The sequence below is a fragment of the Flavobacterium poyangense genome, from assembly GCF_011751075.1.
Classification (GTDB): Bacteria; Bacteroidota; Bacteroidia; order Flavobacteriales; family Flavobacteriaceae; genus Flavobacterium; species Flavobacterium poyangense.
Genome location: NZ_JAALLN010000001.1, coordinates 200,089 through 215,300, shown reverse-complemented (window position 1 = coordinate 215,300; position 15,212 = coordinate 200,089). Strand labels below are relative to the sequence as shown.

The 15,212-nt window shown below is 35.7% G+C and carries 10 protein-coding genes; 3 read left to right on the top strand and 7 right to left on the bottom strand.

Annotation, left to right across the window (positions count from 1 at the left end):
- Positions 1 to 15: 15 nt before the first annotated feature.
- Both G3A47_RS00860 and gltB read right to left on the bottom strand, forming a co-directional pair.
- On the bottom strand, positions 16 to 1,470 hold the full coding sequence (locus G3A47_RS00860; RefSeq protein WP_166919530.1) for a glutamate synthase subunit beta: 1,455 nt from the start codon (positions 1,468 to 1,470) through the stop codon (positions 16 to 18).
- 185 nt (positions 1,471 to 1,655) lie between these two features.
- Entirely contained in the window at positions 1,656 to 6,173 is a 4,518-nt protein-coding gene (gene gltB / locus G3A47_RS00855; protein WP_166919529.1) for a glutamate synthase large subunit, read from the bottom strand.
- 620 nt (positions 6,174 to 6,793) lie between these two features.
- On the opposite strand from gltB, the gene sucC reads away from it, so the two are divergent.
- On the top strand, positions 6,794 to 7,990 hold the full coding sequence (gene sucC, locus G3A47_RS00850) for an ADP-forming succinate--CoA ligase subunit beta (protein ID WP_166919527.1): 1,197 nt from the start codon (positions 6,794 to 6,796) through the stop codon (positions 7,988 to 7,990).
- 223 nt (positions 7,991 to 8,213) lie between these two features.
- Here the strand turns inward: sucC and G3A47_RS00845 are convergent, their stop codons facing one another.
- Entirely contained in the window at positions 8,214 to 9,014 is an 801-nt protein-coding gene (locus G3A47_RS00845; protein WP_166919525.1) for a DUF5694 domain-containing protein, read from the bottom strand.
- A 221-nt stretch (positions 9,015 to 9,235) separates the two neighbouring features.
- Between G3A47_RS00845 and G3A47_RS00840 the strand changes: the two genes are divergently transcribed.
- Positions 9,236 to 10,276, top strand: coding sequence for a sensor histidine kinase (locus G3A47_RS00840; protein ID WP_166919523.1), 1,041 nt, complete (start codon positions 9,236 to 9,238; stop codon positions 10,274 to 10,276).
- A gap of 3 nt (positions 10,277 to 10,279) precedes the next feature.
- Positions 10,280 to 10,984 carry a LytR/AlgR family response regulator transcription factor gene (locus tag G3A47_RS00835; protein ID WP_166919521.1) on the top strand — a complete coding sequence of 235 codons (705 nt, stop codon included), beginning with the start codon at positions 10,280 to 10,282 and terminating at the stop codon, positions 10,982 to 10,984.
- A gap of 99 nt (positions 10,985 to 11,083) precedes the next feature.
- Here the strand turns inward: G3A47_RS00835 and G3A47_RS00830 are convergent, their stop codons facing one another.
- The 4 genes from G3A47_RS00830 to G3A47_RS00815 form a co-directional block, all read right to left on the bottom strand.
- Positions 11,084 to 11,536, bottom strand: a complete 453-nt coding sequence (locus G3A47_RS00830) for a DUF1456 family protein (protein ID WP_166919518.1) — start codon at positions 11,534 to 11,536, stop codon at positions 11,084 to 11,086.
- Positions 11,537 to 12,000: 464 nt separating this feature from the next.
- Entirely contained in the window at positions 12,001 to 13,038 is a 1,038-nt protein-coding gene (locus G3A47_RS00825; RefSeq protein ID WP_166919516.1) for an aminotransferase class I/II-fold pyridoxal phosphate-dependent enzyme, read from the bottom strand.
- 318 nt (positions 13,039 to 13,356) lie between these two features.
- On the bottom strand, positions 13,357 to 14,370 hold the full coding sequence (locus G3A47_RS00820; RefSeq protein ID WP_166919514.1) for a dipeptide epimerase: 1,014 nt from the start codon (positions 14,368 to 14,370) through the stop codon (positions 13,357 to 13,359).
- A gap of 13 nt (positions 14,371 to 14,383) precedes the next feature.
- Positions 14,384 to 15,184: an alpha/beta hydrolase gene (locus G3A47_RS00815; protein WP_166919512.1), complete on the bottom strand. Its 801-nt coding sequence runs from the start codon at positions 15,182 to 15,184 to the stop codon at positions 14,384 to 14,386.
- Positions 15,185 to 15,212 lie beyond the last annotated feature (28 nt).

Sequence of the window (15,212 nt, the reverse complement as noted above, 5' to 3'; positions counted from 1 at the left end):
CTCACATCTTACATCTTACAATGCCGGAAGATCCCCATTTCCTTTTGTTGGCAAATTAGTAGACCCCATTAAGTACAAATCTACTTCTCTTGCCGCTTCACGACCTTCTGAAATGGCCCATACGATTAAAGATTGTCCTCTGCGCATGTCACCGGCTGTGAAAATATGAGGGACATTGGTTTGGTAATTGGTAGCTTTATAATTGCTTCTCATGTCTATTTCCAGACCTAATTGTTCGCTTAATGTTTTCTCCGGACCTGTAAAACCTAATGCCAATAAAGCCAGATCACAAGGCCAGATCTTTTCAGATCCTTCTTTTTCTATTAATTCAGGTCTTTGTCCCGCCGTCATTTTCCATTGAACCTCAACGGTTTTTAATCCAACTAATTCTCCTTTTTCGTTGGCAAGGAATTCTTTAGTATTGATTAGCCAGTTTCTGTTACAGCCTTCTTCGTGAGAAGAAGATGTTTTTAGTTGCAACGGCCAAAATGGCCAAGGTGTTGTTTCGCTTCTTCCTACCGGAGGTTTTGGCAGAATCTCAAAATTAGTTACTGATTTTGCACCATGTCGGTTTGAGGTACCAATACAATCTGAACCCGTATCTCCACCACCAATAACGATTACGTCTTTGCCGGTTGCTTTTACCTGATCGGGAATTGATTCTCCGAAAAGTACTTTTGTTTGTTGTGTCAGGAAATCCATTGCCTGAACAACGCCTTTGCTTTCGATTCCTTTAGTTGGCAGGCTTCTTCTTTCTGTTGCCCCTCCGCACAATACGATAGAGTCAAAAGCATTTAGTTCGTCTACGCTAAAGTTCACCCCCACATTAACATTCGTTTTAAAAGTGATTCCTTCTGCTTCCAGAATGGCAACACGTCTGTCGATGATTCCTTTTTCTAATTTGAAATTCGGAATTCCGTAACGCAATAAACCTCCAATGGCATTGTCTCTTTCAAAAACAGTTACCGTATGTCCGGCTCTGTTTAGTTGTTGTGCTGCTGCCAAACCTGCAGGACCGGAACCAATAACAGCTACTGTTTTTCCGGTTCTCTTTTTAGGAGTTTGTGGTTTAATCCAGCCTTCTGCGAAACCTCTTTCGATGATGTTTTTTTCAATGTTTTCAATCGCTATCGGTTCTTTTATAATTCCAAGTACACATGATTTTTCGCAGGGAGCAGGGCATAAACGACCTGTAAATTCCGGAAAGTTATTCGTTGATTGTAGAATCTCTAAAGCACTCTGCCATTCTTCCTGATGTACCATATCGTTAAAGTCAGGAATTAAATTTCCTAACGGACAGGCACTGTGGCAGAATGGAATACCACAATCCATACATCTTGAACCTTGTTCTTTTATTTTATCTTTTGCTAACGGAATCGTAAATTCATTATAGTTAGTAATACGTTCTATAACTTCAATATTGCTTTCGTCGGCTCTTCTATATTCTTTAAATCCGCCTATTTTACCCATGACATTTTAGTTAAATTCCAAATTTTTAAAATTCCAAATTCCAATTTTTTAAATTTTTGATTCTAAGGTTTTAACCGCAAAGTGCGTAAGGTTTTTTCTTTTTATTTTTTTGAAAAAACGAAAGGTTCGCAAAGTTGGGGTAAATTTTAATAATCTAAAATCTAAAATCTGAATTCTAAAATCCTCTAATCAGCTATTAATTCTTCTATTTTTTTTTCTTCTGCAATTCTTTGTAATGCTTTTTTGTAATCTGTTGGCATTACTTTTACGAAGTGGTTTTGTTGATTCTCCCAGTCTGCTAAAATTCTTTTGGCTAAAGGACTGTTGGTGTATAAAGAGTGGTTTTTGATCAATCGCCTTAGTTTTGCAATGTCAGTATCTTCAATGGGGTCAAAAGCAACCATTTCCATGTTGCAGGATTTCGAATCAAATTCCTGATTTGGATCATAAACATAAGCCACACCGCCACTCATACCGGCTGCGAAGTTTCTTCCTGTTTTTCCTAAAACAACGACGGTACCACCTGTCATATACTCGCATCCGTGATCTCCAATTCCTTCAACCACTGCGGTTGCTCCGGAATTTCTCACACAAAAACGCTCTCCGGCTCTACCATTGATATACGCTTCTCCGGTAATAGCGCCGTAAAGGGCAACGTTTCCTATAATGATGTTGTCTTCAGGTTTGAAGGTCGCGGTAGGAGGTACTTTGATAATTAATTTTCCTCCTGAAAGTCCTTTCCCTAAATAATCATTACAGTTTCCGTGAATTTTAAAAGACAATCCGTTTGTTGCAAATGCACCAAAACTTTGTCCGGCAGAACCTTCAAAATCAACTAAAATAGTGTCATCAGGTAAACCTTGTGCGCCATATATTTTTGAGATTTCATTACTCAAAATAGCGCCTACGGAACGGTCTGTATTTTTAATTTTAAAGGTAACTCTTGTTTTTTCTTTTCTGTAAATAGACGGAATCGCTTCTTTGATGATATCAAAATCCAATACATGGTCCAGTTCGTGATCTTGTGTGGTTGTATTGTGATTAGGAACCGTTTTCGCTTTTTCCGGTTTGTATAGAATAGAAGATAAATCTAAACCATTTGCTTTGTAATGTTGGATCGCTTTATTCACATTTAATTTTTGTGATTGACCCACCATTTCTTTCAGAGTTCTAAAACCTAATTGCGCCATGATTTCTCTTAATTCTTCTGCAATAAAATACATGAAGTTGATAACATGCTCCGGTGTTCCTTTGAAGTTTTTTCTCAATTCAGGATCCTGAGTTGCAATACCAACGGGACAGGTATTTAAATGACAAGCTCGCATCATAATACATCCGGAAGCCACTAATGGAGCGGTAGCAAAGCCAAATTCTTCAGCACCCAATAAGGCTGCAATAGCAACATCACGACCTGTTTTTAACTGTCCGTCACACTCTAAAACCACACGGCTTCTTAAGTCGTTTAAGATTAAAGTTTGTTGGGCCTCGGCCAAACCAAGTTCCCACGGAATACCGGTATGTTGCAAGGAAGTCAAAGGGGCAGCACCTGTTCCTCCGTCGTAACCGGAGATTAAAATAACGTCGGCTTTTGCTTTGGCTACACCTGCGGCAATTGTTCCGACTCCAACCTCAGAAACCAGTTTTACGTTTATACGAGCTTCGCGATTTGCATTTTTCAGATCATAAATCAACTGAGATAAATCTTCAATCGAATAAATATCATGATGAGGAGGAGGAGAAATCAAACCTACATAAGGTGTAGAGTTTCTGGTTTCTGCAATCCACGGCACTACTTTTTCTCCCGGTAATTGTCCACCTTCTCCCGGTTTAGCGCCCTGAGCCATTTTAATCTGAATCTCTTTGGCATTGGTCAGATAATTGATCGAAACACCAAATCTTCCTGAAGCTACTTGTTTAATCGCACTGTTTCTGGAATCACCATTGATTTCTTTCTGGAAACGTTTTGGATCTTCTCCACCTTCTCCCGAATTACTTTTTCCGCCAATTCTGTTCATTGCAATCGCTAAATTCTCATGGGCTTCTCTACTGATCGATCCGTAAGACATCGCTCCGGTTTTGAATTTTTTCACAATCTCCGTCCAAGACTCTACTTCATCAATAGAAATCGGATCTAAATTGTTGAATTCAAACAAACCTCTGATAGTCATTAAGTTTTCACTTTGCTCGTTGACCATGTTAGCGTATTCTTTGTAACTTTCCGGGCTGTTCAAACGAACTGCCTGTTGCAATTTAGAAATCGTAGTTGGATTAAACATATGTTTCTCTCCGGATCTTCTCCATCTGTAGATACCTCCAATTTCTAAAGGCAATAAGTTGGCAATTTTTGAATTTGGAAATGCTTTCTGGAATCTTTTCTTTACTTCTTTTTCAATTTCCATTAAGCCAATTCCCTCAATTCTAGTAGGGGTGTAAGGAAAATATTTGGCAGAGAATGTTTTATTTAAACCTAAAATTTCAAAAATCTGAGCGGCTCTGTACGAATGTAAAGTAGAGATACCGATTTTGTTCATGATTTTTAGGATTCCTTTTGCGATTGCTTTGTTGTAGTTGATAACAGCATAATCCGCTTTAACTTTTGTAATAAATCCTTGGTTTACCTGATCGTGAATGATCTCGTTAACCATGTACGGATTGATTGCGCTGGCTCCATATCCGAACAATAAAGCAAAATGATGAGGTTCGCGTGGCTCTGCCGATTCGATTATGATTCCGAATTTAGAACGAACTTTCAGAATGTTTAAAGAGTGGTGAATATAAGAGCAAGCCAATAACATTGGAATTGGAGCTAATTGCTCGCTTACGCCTCTGTCGGAAAGAATGATAATATTACAGCCTTCGGAAACCGCTTTGTAAGTGGCCTGAACGCATTTTTCTAAAGCACGCTCCAAACCGTTGACTCCTTTTTCTATTTTATATAAAGTAGAGATAGTAGTCGATTTAAAGTCTTCGTGATCAATGTTTTTGATTTTATCCAAATCTTCGTTAGAGATTACCGGATTTTGGATTTTTAATTTTTTGCATTGTTTGGCTTCAATATCAAAAATATTAAAATCACCGCCAATGGCTAAACTGATATCGGTAATGATCTCCTCACGAATACCATCTAAAGGCGGGTTGGTAACCTGAGCAAATAATTGTTTGAAATAGTTATACAATAATTGAGGCTGATCGGATAAAACGGCCAGTGGCGTATCGTTCCCCATAGAGCTGATTGCTTCAGCACCATCAGATCCCATTGGGTTGATAATTGTTTTTAAGTCCTCGATGGTATAACCAAATAAACGTTGTCTTGTCTGGAAATCAAGTTTCTCAACAGGAGTAGGATTATTGGTATAAGGAACTTTAGACAATGGAAGTAAGTTAGCCTCAACCCATTCTTTGTAAGGGCGTTTGGTAACGATTGCTTTTTTGATTTCCTCGTCTTCAATAATACGGCCTTCATTCATATCTACCAGGAACATTTTTCCCGGTTCTAAACGACCGTGCTGAATCACGTCTTCTGCCTCGATATCAAGTACACCAATTTCTGATGACATGATCACGAAACCACTTTTTGTTAAAGTATAACGAGAAGGGCGTAAACCATTACGATCTAATAACGCACCAATTACATTTCCATCCGTAAACGGAATAGAGGCAGGGCCATCCCAAGGTTCCATGATGCAGGCGTTGTACTCATAGAAAGCCTTCTTTTCCTCCGACATGGACTGGTGTTTTTCCCAAGCTTCTGGAACGACCATCATCATAGCTTCCGGCAAAGAACGACCGGTCATTAACAAAAGTTCAACGACCATATCCATAGAAGCGGAATCTGATTTTCCTTCTAAGATTATCGGGAATAATTTTTTGATATCAGCACCAAAAATTTTACTTTCCATTAATTCTTCACGGGCACGCATTCTGCTGACATTTCCGCGGAGTGTATTAATCTCCCCGTTATGACACATATATCTAAAAGGTTGCGCTAAATCCCATGAAGGAAAAGTATTGGTCGAGAAACGTTGGTGTACTAACGCCAGACGAGTCACTAAATCGGGATCTTTTAAATCAATATAATATCGGCTGATGTCTTCCGGCATCAAGAGACCTTTATATATTATAGTAGTTGTCGATAGGCTAGTAAAATAAAACATATGACTTTCGGAGGTTTTAGAGCCTCTTATCGCATGTTCGGCAATTTTTCTAGCTGCAAAAAGTTTTGCATTAAATTCTTGTTCCGTTAAATCCTGATCGTTTTTGCTAACAAAAACCTGCTTAACGGTTGGTTCTTTTTCTGCGGCAATCTGCCCTAAATTTTCAACGTCAACGGGTACATCTCTCCAGCCTAAGATCTTTAAATTTTGATCTTTAATAGTAGATTCAAATGTATTCATGCAGAAAGTAACCTGGTTTTTGCTTTTTGGTAAAAAAACCATTCCTACTGCATACTCACGTGTTTCAGGGATTTCAAAATCACATACTTTCTTAAAAAAATCATGTGGGATGTCAAATAAAATTCCGGCTCCGTCTCCGGTTCTTCCATCAGAACTAACGGCACCACGGTGTTCTAATTTTATTAAGATGTCCAATGCTTTGTGAATGATGTCATTAGATTTAATACCATTCAAATTACAAATAAATCCTGCACCACAATTGTCGTGTTCAAATTCAGGCAAATAAAGCCCTTGTTCTTTAACTCTCATTCTTGATATTTTTTTTGTAAAAATAAAGATTTCGTTAAATATAATTCATTAAATTCGTTGTTTTGCCTGTATTTTTGTTGTAATATTAGAAAAAGAGTTCTAAAATGGCAATAATGTTTTTTAAAGCATTGCGAATTATCAAAATCATAATCCGTTTTAAGATAATTTATGAAAAATCATCTCTAAGCTATTGATATCGTTGGTGTTTTTGTTAAAACTCAAACGATATAGTGCTTTTATGTTTAGAATTTATATACAATTGTTTAACGATTAATTTGCGATAACATAAATTGTGGATTAGGATTTCAAAAGTAAAGTAGAATCAAAAAGTAATTTTAAGAAGGTCCTAAGATTCTAAGTTCCTGAGTGTCTAAGTTTTGGGAATGTTAAATTGCTGTAAATAGGTGTCTTAAGAAATAACTCTTAGAGACTTAGGAACTTAGAGTCTCAGAATCTTTAAACCTTTCTACTGACGGAATTTGGGTTTAAATAAGAATAACTCCTTAATATAAATTTGACACATTATTTAATTGAAAAAGATTTTACTATTCAGTTGAATTTTGCTATTTTTGTCGCACTTTTATTCTGAAATAAATTCAGAACCAGACAAATTCTATATTATGAACATACACGAATATCAAGGAAAAGAAATTTTAGCGAGTTACGGAGTACGCATTCAACGCGGAATTGTGGCTAACAATGCAGTTGAAGCTGTAGCTGCTGCAAAACAATTAACTGCCGAGACTGGTACAGGATGGCACGTGATTAAAGCGCAAATTCACGCAGGTGGCCGTGGAAAAGGTGGTGGAGTGAAACTGGCTAAAAACTTACAACAAGTTGAAGAGATTGCAGAACAAATTATCGGAATGCAATTGATTACACCTCAAACTTCTGCTGAAGGTAAAAAAGTAAACAAAGTTTTAGTAGCAGAAGATGTATACTATCCTGGTGAGAGTGAAACGTCTGAATTTTATGTTTCTGTTTTATTAAATAGAGCAACAGGTCGTAACATGATTATGTATTCTACTGAAGGTGGAATGGATATCGAAGAAGTTGCTGAGCACACACCACATTTAATCTTTACTGAAGAAGTGGATCCTACTGTTGGATTACAAGGTTTTCAAGCAAGAAGAATTGCTTTTAACTTAGGTCTTTCAGGAAATGCTTTTAAAGAAATGATTAAATTCATCGATGCTTTATACAATGCTTACATTGGTTCTGATGCGTCTATGTTTGAAATCAACCCGGTTTTAAAAACATCTGACAACAAAATTATGGCTGTTGATGCTAAAGTAAATATCGATGATAATGCTTTATACAGACAACCTAAATATGCTGAAATGCGTGATATCCGTGAGGAGAATCCAATTGAAGTAGAAGCGAAAGAAGTTGGTTTAAATTACGTAGATCTTGACGGTACTGTTGGATGTATGGTAAACGGAGCCGGTCTTGCAATGGCAACTATGGATTTAATTAAATACGCCGGATTTGAGCCTGCTAACTTCTTAGACGTTGGTGGAACTGCTGATGCAAAACGTGTTGAAACTGCTTTCCGTATTATCTTAAAAGATCCAAACGTAAAAGCAATTTTGATCAATATTTTTGGTGGAATTGTTCGTTGTGACCGTGTGGCACAAGGAGTTGTTGACGCTTACAAAAATATGGGTGATGCTATCAATGTGCCAATTATCGTTCGTTTGCAAGGAACAAATGCTGAAATTGCAAAAGATTTAATTGACAATTCAGGTATGCCAATTTTATCAGCTGTTCAATTCCAGGAAGCTGCTGATCAGGTTAAAGCTGCATTATCAAAATAATACAATAAAAACATCGTCGCGTAGAGATGCACTGCAGTGCATGTCTACTGCGGTTTCATATAGAAAGATAAAACCATTCGTTCTGCGAATGGTTTTTTTTATGGGTTGTAAAATGTAGAATGTAAAATGTAGAATGTAAAATGTAGAATGTAAAATGTAGAATGTAAAATGTGGAATGTAAAACCGTAGAGATGCACAGCAGTGCATCTCCTTATTGTAATAATTATTTTAAAATCGTAGCCAATTCCACAATTTCGAAAGCGGGATCGTATTTTATAAATTCCCTAATCATGGATGTATGTCCTGCACCAAGCAGTACCATTATTTTGTCATCTTTGCTTTCTGTAAGTTTTTGAATTAAAGAATACATATACAAATTTCTTTTGTACCATTCCGAAACCAGGTAAGCACCCACAAAATTACCTGTTTTTCCGGCTCTGTTTGCGGTTCCCAGATACCATTGAACATTTTCTGTATTAGATTCTTTTGTGTTAACATCTATAAGAAGTTGTGTCAGGGTATATTTTGCAATTTTTTCATTTTGTGATCGTTCGTATTGTTTCATCTCTTCGTCATTGCTTTTTAATAAATCAAGCTGATTAGCTTCTTTCATTCCTTTAGTGAGGCTATCGTAAGGAAAATCTGTTTCGTTATAATCAATGGCAAATAATTTTTTATGTCCAAGTTTTTTAGCGGCACGTAGGGCTAGTTGTACTCTTTCATCTGCTTTTTTTTGAAGTAAACTGTCTGTATTGCGGGCATAAAATTTATCCAGTTTGTCTTGCTTTTCGTGTCCCCATTCTACGAAAATTTTGTCAGGACTAAATTTTTTAATTTTATTGGTGATGTTTTCCAATTCCTTTTGGCTTTTGTCACTCATTACATTAAAAGAATTGGTTTTTGCGACATCAAGACCTGGGTTTTCAAAATGAAAAGTTCCGATTAATAAAATTTGTTTCTTTTTTATTTGTGCAGAAACGGTGTTTAAGGTGATGAAAGCTAATAGTAGAATAATTTTTTGCATGATAATTTTGTTTTAAATTCAGGGCAAATGTATCCTCATAGTCGCTGTGATTTTTTGCTTTTTGACCAACTAGGGGTTTCTTTACAGCAACTATAAAAATTCGCGGTATAAAAAGTTGGTGTACTATTTTTAATAGTTCGTCAAAGAAAAAGCAACTTTCATATAATTTAGTTTTGATTTGAAGTATGAATTGTATTTTTGAAGTAAGAACTATATTTTCTATGAAATTAAAAATACCATACTACTATCATTTATTACTTTTCCTTGTATTGTTTATAATTTATTGTAGCTGGGATCTTGGAATTAATAATAAAAAAGCAGAACACGTTTTCTCAGATCTATATTTATGGGTTACTTCCAGTTTTTTTCTTACTGTATTTATTGTTTACCTTTTTAATTTTTATACGTTTTGCGATTGGTTTTTGTACAATAGAAAGATGTTGTTTTATTTCTTGACGATTCCGGTTTCACTATTATTGTTTGGCGGATTGCGTTATCTAATTCAGGAGGTCATAGTCTTTCATATTATTGGAATGCATAATTATGATGTACGGGATTTGGAGGTTGGTTTTTATATACGCGACAATTTATTCTTCGGGTTACCTGCAGTAATTTTAAGTGCATTATGTTATTTGTTCTGGCAATCGCAAGCATCGCATCAAGAGAATCAGGATTTACTTCTGGAAAATAAAAAAGCCGAATTTCAGATGTTAAAGGCGCAGGTAAGTCCACATTTTTTGTTTAATACACTGAATTCTTTTTATAGTCAGTTGATTTCGAAAGAAGATGAGATTGCTTCGGATATTTTAGTGCTTTCAGATTTGCTTCGATATGTGATTACTGAAACAGATAAAGACGAGGCTGTGCTTTCAAGAGAAATTCAATTCATTCAAAACTACATTCATTTGCAAAAGAAAAGATTTGAGGATCAGCTTTATCTGGATTTTTTAGTGGAAGGTGATTTTGGAAATGAAAAAGTACTTTCGTCGGCTTTGATTCATTTTATAGAGAATGTTTTCAAACACGGAAAATTAAATAATCCGGAGGAAAAAGCTGTTATTTCGATAAAATGCAATCAGGAATTTTTGGAAGTTTCTACCTTTAATTATAATGCGGAAGGGGAGAATTACTCTTCAACCGGAATTGGTTATGAGAACCTGATTAAACGATTAGATTATACATATAAAGATCGTTTTCTTCTTGAAAAAACAACAGAAAATAATACCTTTAAAACATACTTAAAATTACCGCTAAAAAAGTAACGCATGCCATTTAAATGTATCATAGTTGACGATGAACCACCTGCAACCCGAATTTTAGAAAACTACATCGGAAAAGTATCTTTTCTGGAAAAAGTAGGTGTTTTTAATGATTCTTTAAAAGCACTTGAATTTTTGAATAAAGAAAATATTGATGTAATTTTTTTAGATATTCAAATGCCTCAGTTAACAGGTTTACAGCTTTCCAGAATCATTTCAAAAAATATAAAAGTCATTTTTACGACGGCTTATCCCGATTTTGCTTTAGAAGGATTTGAGCTTAATGCTGTTGATTATTTACTAAAACCCATTTCGTTTGAACGTTTTTATCAAGCCGTTTCTAAATTGAATCCGGAAGTTAAAACAGAAGTTGTGTCTAATAATGCTGTAGAATTTATTTTTGTAAAAACAGATGGTAAGAATAAGTTTCAGAAGGTGCTTTTAAATGATATACTGTATGTAGAAAGTTTGCAGAATTATGTTTGTATCCACACTTCTAAACAACAAATTATTACCCATTCTTCTCTTAAAAATGTAATCGAATCATTACCTGAAAAGGATTTTGTTCAGATTCATAAGTCCTACATTGTGGCTTTAAAGCAGATAGAATCTACCGATAGTTTCTCTGTTTTTATAGGTACAAAAGAATTACCTATTGGTGCTACCTATAAAGAAGTGTTTTTTGAACGAATTGATCAGAATAAGATATAAAAAAATCCATTCGTGGGAACGAATGGATTTTTGTTAGATACACAATTGTAGAGATGCACTGCTGTGCATCTCTACAATTGTGTATCTGTATATTTCTGCTTATTTTTTGTTTTTACCGTTTTTGTAAACGACTTTTTCAACCACCTGTACTTTCGGGGCAGCAGGTTTTTTCTTGAAAGGTTTTTTAGCCGTAGCCGTTTTTGAAGGTTTCTGATCCCCTCTGGCTCTTTCGCTGTCTTTTGGAGCAGCTTTAAATTCGGGTCTGTCTTTAGTGTCTTTTTTCGGAATCTGAGCTTTATGTTTTGCTAAAACCTCATTTGGGTTTTTCGGATTTTCTTTCGTTCCTCTTAAGTGAATTACCAATCCATTAAGAAAGTTACGCAAAACCTGATCACCACATTCCATGTAATTTTCATGATCTTCGGCTCTAAAAAAAGCACCTAATTCTGATTTTGAAATTCTAAAATCTACTAATTCTAAAATTTCAACTATTTGGTCATCACGTAGCATTAAGGCTACACGAAGTTTTTTTAGGATATCGTTGTTTGTCATCGTTTAATTTTTTACAAAGGTACGTTTTAAAAATGATCAGACTGTAATTTATTGTGGTGTGCGTGGATTTTTTGCCGCGAATTGCACGAATTTGCACGAATTGTTTTTGTTTCGAAATAGATTGTTGGTCAATAACTATGAATCAGGAAAAAAATCCTTTTAATCAGTGGAACCAGTAGTAGTTTTTTTGGTCTTGCCACAGATTAAAGTGATTATATCGATTTCTTTTGAGTTAAAAAAGAAAAGAAATCCTTTTTAATCAGTGGAATCAGTGGCATTTTTTTTGGTCTTGCCACAGATTAAAGTGATCATATCGATTTTTTTTTTGAGTTAAAAAAGTTTTACTCTTCCACAAGACGAAAAATGGCTATTTAGTAAGTTCCGGTTTTAGGATATCTTAGAAAATTAGCGAGTAGGTTAAAAAAATAATTTGCGCAAATTCGTGCAATTAGTGGCAACTCTTTTTATGTACAGTCAGAGTTGTAGTCATTTAAAACCTGTATCATTTTGTCTAAATCTTCTTTAAGATGATTGGCAGTAATCACAATTCTATTGATGTCTTTGGTGTTTTCCTGATATTTAAAATTGGCTATAATGATTTTATTTTTTTTGAGTATCTCGGTTATACTTTCAATTTCGATATAAAGCAGGGGGTAGTTTTTATCAAATTTAATATTCTCGTTTTTAATGAGTTTTGTATCGATGTAACTCAAGTTCTCTAAAAGTTTTTGATGCTGCTTTGGATAGATTTCTGAAGCATCTGCCAGTGTTTGCACAAAAGCAGGATTCATTCCGGCTGCCGAAATAAAAGTGTCTGTTTTTTTTATTTGATTGATGAAGGAAAGATCGCTCGCAATAACGCCTCCTGTCAGTCCAAATGCTTTACCTAAAGATGCTACCATGATTTTTCGTTTAATCGGGAGCTGAATTTCAGCATAAATTCCACAACCGTTTTCGCCCAGAATTCCAAGCGAATGGGATTCGTCTATGAGAAGTGTAATTTCTTTGTGATTGGGGATTTCTTTTAAAATTGATAGATCAATCGCTTTTGTCTGATCTGCGGGAACAGCGTCCGTAAGAATGGTAATGCGCTCCGGTGTTTTATCCAGTAACCTCGGATTGATTTTAGCATCAATAATAACTGGAAGACTGTTATGGGTTTTAATGGCAGGATGGGCGTTTGGGAAATGAAAATAGCAGTCCGTTTCTTTATTCAGTTCGTCTATTACAATTTTTCCGGCCAGCATTCCCGATGAAACCGTTACGGCTGCTTCTGCTTTTATATGACCGGCTAGAAAGGTTTCACCGTTATCATAAGCAGTAAGTTTAACATTCGCATTTCTGGAGCTCCCGTAAGTGGTTCCCCATTTCAGCATGTTTTTGATTACTAACTGCTGAAAATCACTGTTGGTTGATAATCCCAAATAAGCTGTACCACCAAAATACAAATAAGGTTCCTGGTTTATTTCAATAATGCGATCCGGAAATTGATTGACTTTCATTAAACTTATATTATAGTTAATCGGGTTAGTGTAATTCGTAAAATTTGTGCTTAACACACAAAAACATAGATTCTGCTTTAAAAAAAGCATGTAAAAAAGAAACTCCTTTCAGTCCATAGTCAAGCTATGTGGCCTTCGACTTCGCTCAGGCTGACAACTGGTCTTCGACTTCGCTCAGACTGACAACTGGCCTTCGACTTCGCTCAGGCTGACAATTGGTCTTCGACTTCGTTCAGACTGACAACTGAAATTTTAAATAAATGAAAGGCCTTTTTTCGTTTTCAAAAGGATGTTTCTATGTGTTAAAAATATTTATGCTTAATGAATTAAAGATACTCCGGTCCCATTAAGTTCAGAATAATGAATCACGCCGTCTTTTAGGGTTATACCGCTTGCAATATCTTGTTCTAAAAGTAAAGCGCCATCCATGTCTACATAATCTAATTGAGGTAATAAATGCGCGATGGCTGAAATTCCTACAGTAGATTCCGTCATGCAGCCCACCATCGTTTTTAAGCCTAATTTTTTAGCTTCTTCAATCATGCGTTTGCCGGGTGTTAGTCCGCCGCATTTTACCAATTTGACATTTACGCCATGAAAATGATGGTGGCATTTTGCAACATCTTCTTCAAGAATACAGCTTTCATCGGCAATTACCGGCAAAGCGGAATGTTTGAAAATTTCTCTGTGTCCTTCCCAGTTATCAGCTTTTATAGGTTGTTCCAGAAATTCAACACCTAATTTTTTTAATTCTATCGAATTATGGATTGTTTCATCGACCTCCCAGTCGCAGTTGGCATCAATTCTGAAAATGGCATCGGTGTGTTTTCGTAATTCTTTTACAATGGCAATATCTTCTTTGGTTCCCAGTTTAATTTTGTAAATAGGCCAGGGAAGCTCCTGCATTTTAGAAACCATTTTTTCTATAGAAGCAATCCCGATAGTGTAATCGGTCATCGGGTTATTGTGAATAGAGTACCCCCATAATTCGTATAATTTCTTGCCTTTTTTTCTGGCATACAAATCCGTATAGGCCATATCCAGAGCGCATAAAGCAAACATGTCCTGTTTTAAATGAGGATATATTTTAGTCCAAAAAGCTTCAGGAGTTTCGTTTTCGGTACGTTCAATAAGAGTTCGGATTTTTTCTAAATCCGCTATCATTACCGGAACGGTAGTTTTGTAATACGGATTCGAAGTTGCTTCTCCAAAACCTGAAAAACCATCACTTTTTAGTTCGACAATAAGCGAGGGCTGAAAATCAATTGATTCTCGGGAAATGGTAAAGGTGTGTTTTAGTTTTAGATTGTATTCTCTTAAAATCAATTCCATATGCTGTGTTTTTTTAATTCAACCATAAAAAGGCGGTTACAAAATTATCCCTCCAAAGTTTTTCGTTATGCTGTCCGCCTTTTACAATTTTTGATTGGGTTAAGTGGAGACAGTAACAACGGTTTTTGTCCAGTAATCGTTCCATTTTGGTCATGTCTTTTACCATATTTTCATCTTCGCTATCACCACACAAAAAGTAAATTTTGGTCTTTATTTTAGGCGCTTTTTCTGTTAAAGTATAAATGTCATTGGAAAACCAGAAAGAAGGCGAAAAGACGCCTGCTTTTCCAAATACTTTTGGGTATTTTAATAGTGCGTAATACGAAACCAATCCACCAAGGGAACTTCCCATGATTTGCGTGTTTTTGGTATTTGGCCTAGTTCGGTATTCTTTATCGATATACGGTTTTAGCGTTTTTACGATAAATTCAAGATAATTGTCTGCATTTCCGCCGCCGTATTTTTCATTTTTAAAGGGCGTTAATTCATCAATTCGTTTATCATTTCCGTGTTCGATTCCAACCACAATTACCTGCGCTTTTAAGCTGTCCAGTTTTTCGTCAACATTCCATTCTCCCGCGTAAGAGGTTTTAGCATCAAATAAATTTTGAGCGTCATGCATATAGAGCACGGGATATTTTTTTTGGATAGCGCTTGAATAATTTTCAGGTAAATAAATCCAGATTTTTTTACTGGTTTTTAGCTGTGGCGCCTCAATGGTGAAAGTGGAAACATTTTTGGATGCCGTACTTTCTTGTGCATGACCGCTAAAGATTATCCCAAGGAAAATGAAAATGAAGATTAGCCGAATCATGCGTTTTTTTGTGTTTTAGATTTAAAAA

Bases quoted from the DNA above. Each gene is read 5' to 3' on its own strand.
- G3A47_RS00860 (WP_166919530.1), bottom strand. From the start codon at position 1,470: ATGGGTAAAATAGGCGGATTTAAAGAATATAGAAGAGCCGACGAAAGC.
- gltB (WP_166919529.1), bottom strand. From the start codon at position 6,173: ATGAGAGTTAAAGAACAAGGGCTTTATTTGCCTGAATTTGAACACGAC.
- sucC (WP_166919527.1), top strand. From the start codon at position 6,794: ATGAACATACACGAATATCAAGGAAAAGAAATTTTAGCGAGTTACGGA.
- G3A47_RS00845 (WP_166919525.1), bottom strand. From the start codon at position 9,014: ATGCAAAAAATTATTCTACTATTAGCTTTCATCACCTTAAACACCGTT.
- G3A47_RS00840 (WP_166919523.1), top strand. From the start codon at position 9,236: ATGAAATTAAAAATACCATACTACTATCATTTATTACTTTTCCTTGTA.
- G3A47_RS00835 (WP_166919521.1), top strand. From the start codon at position 10,280: ATGCCATTTAAATGTATCATAGTTGACGATGAACCACCTGCAACCCGA.
- G3A47_RS00830 (WP_166919518.1), bottom strand. From the start codon at position 11,536: ATGACAAACAACGATATCCTAAAAAAACTTCGTGTAGCCTTAATGCTA.
- G3A47_RS00825 (WP_166919516.1), bottom strand. From the start codon at position 13,038: ATGAAAGTCAATCAATTTCCGGATCGCATTATTGAAATAAACCAGGAA.
- G3A47_RS00820 (WP_166919514.1), bottom strand. From the start codon at position 14,370: ATGGAATTGATTTTAAGAGAATACAATCTAAAACTAAAACACACCTTT.
- G3A47_RS00815 (WP_166919512.1), bottom strand. From the start codon at position 15,184: ATGATTCGGCTAATCTTCATTTTCATTTTCCTTGGGATAATCTTTAGC.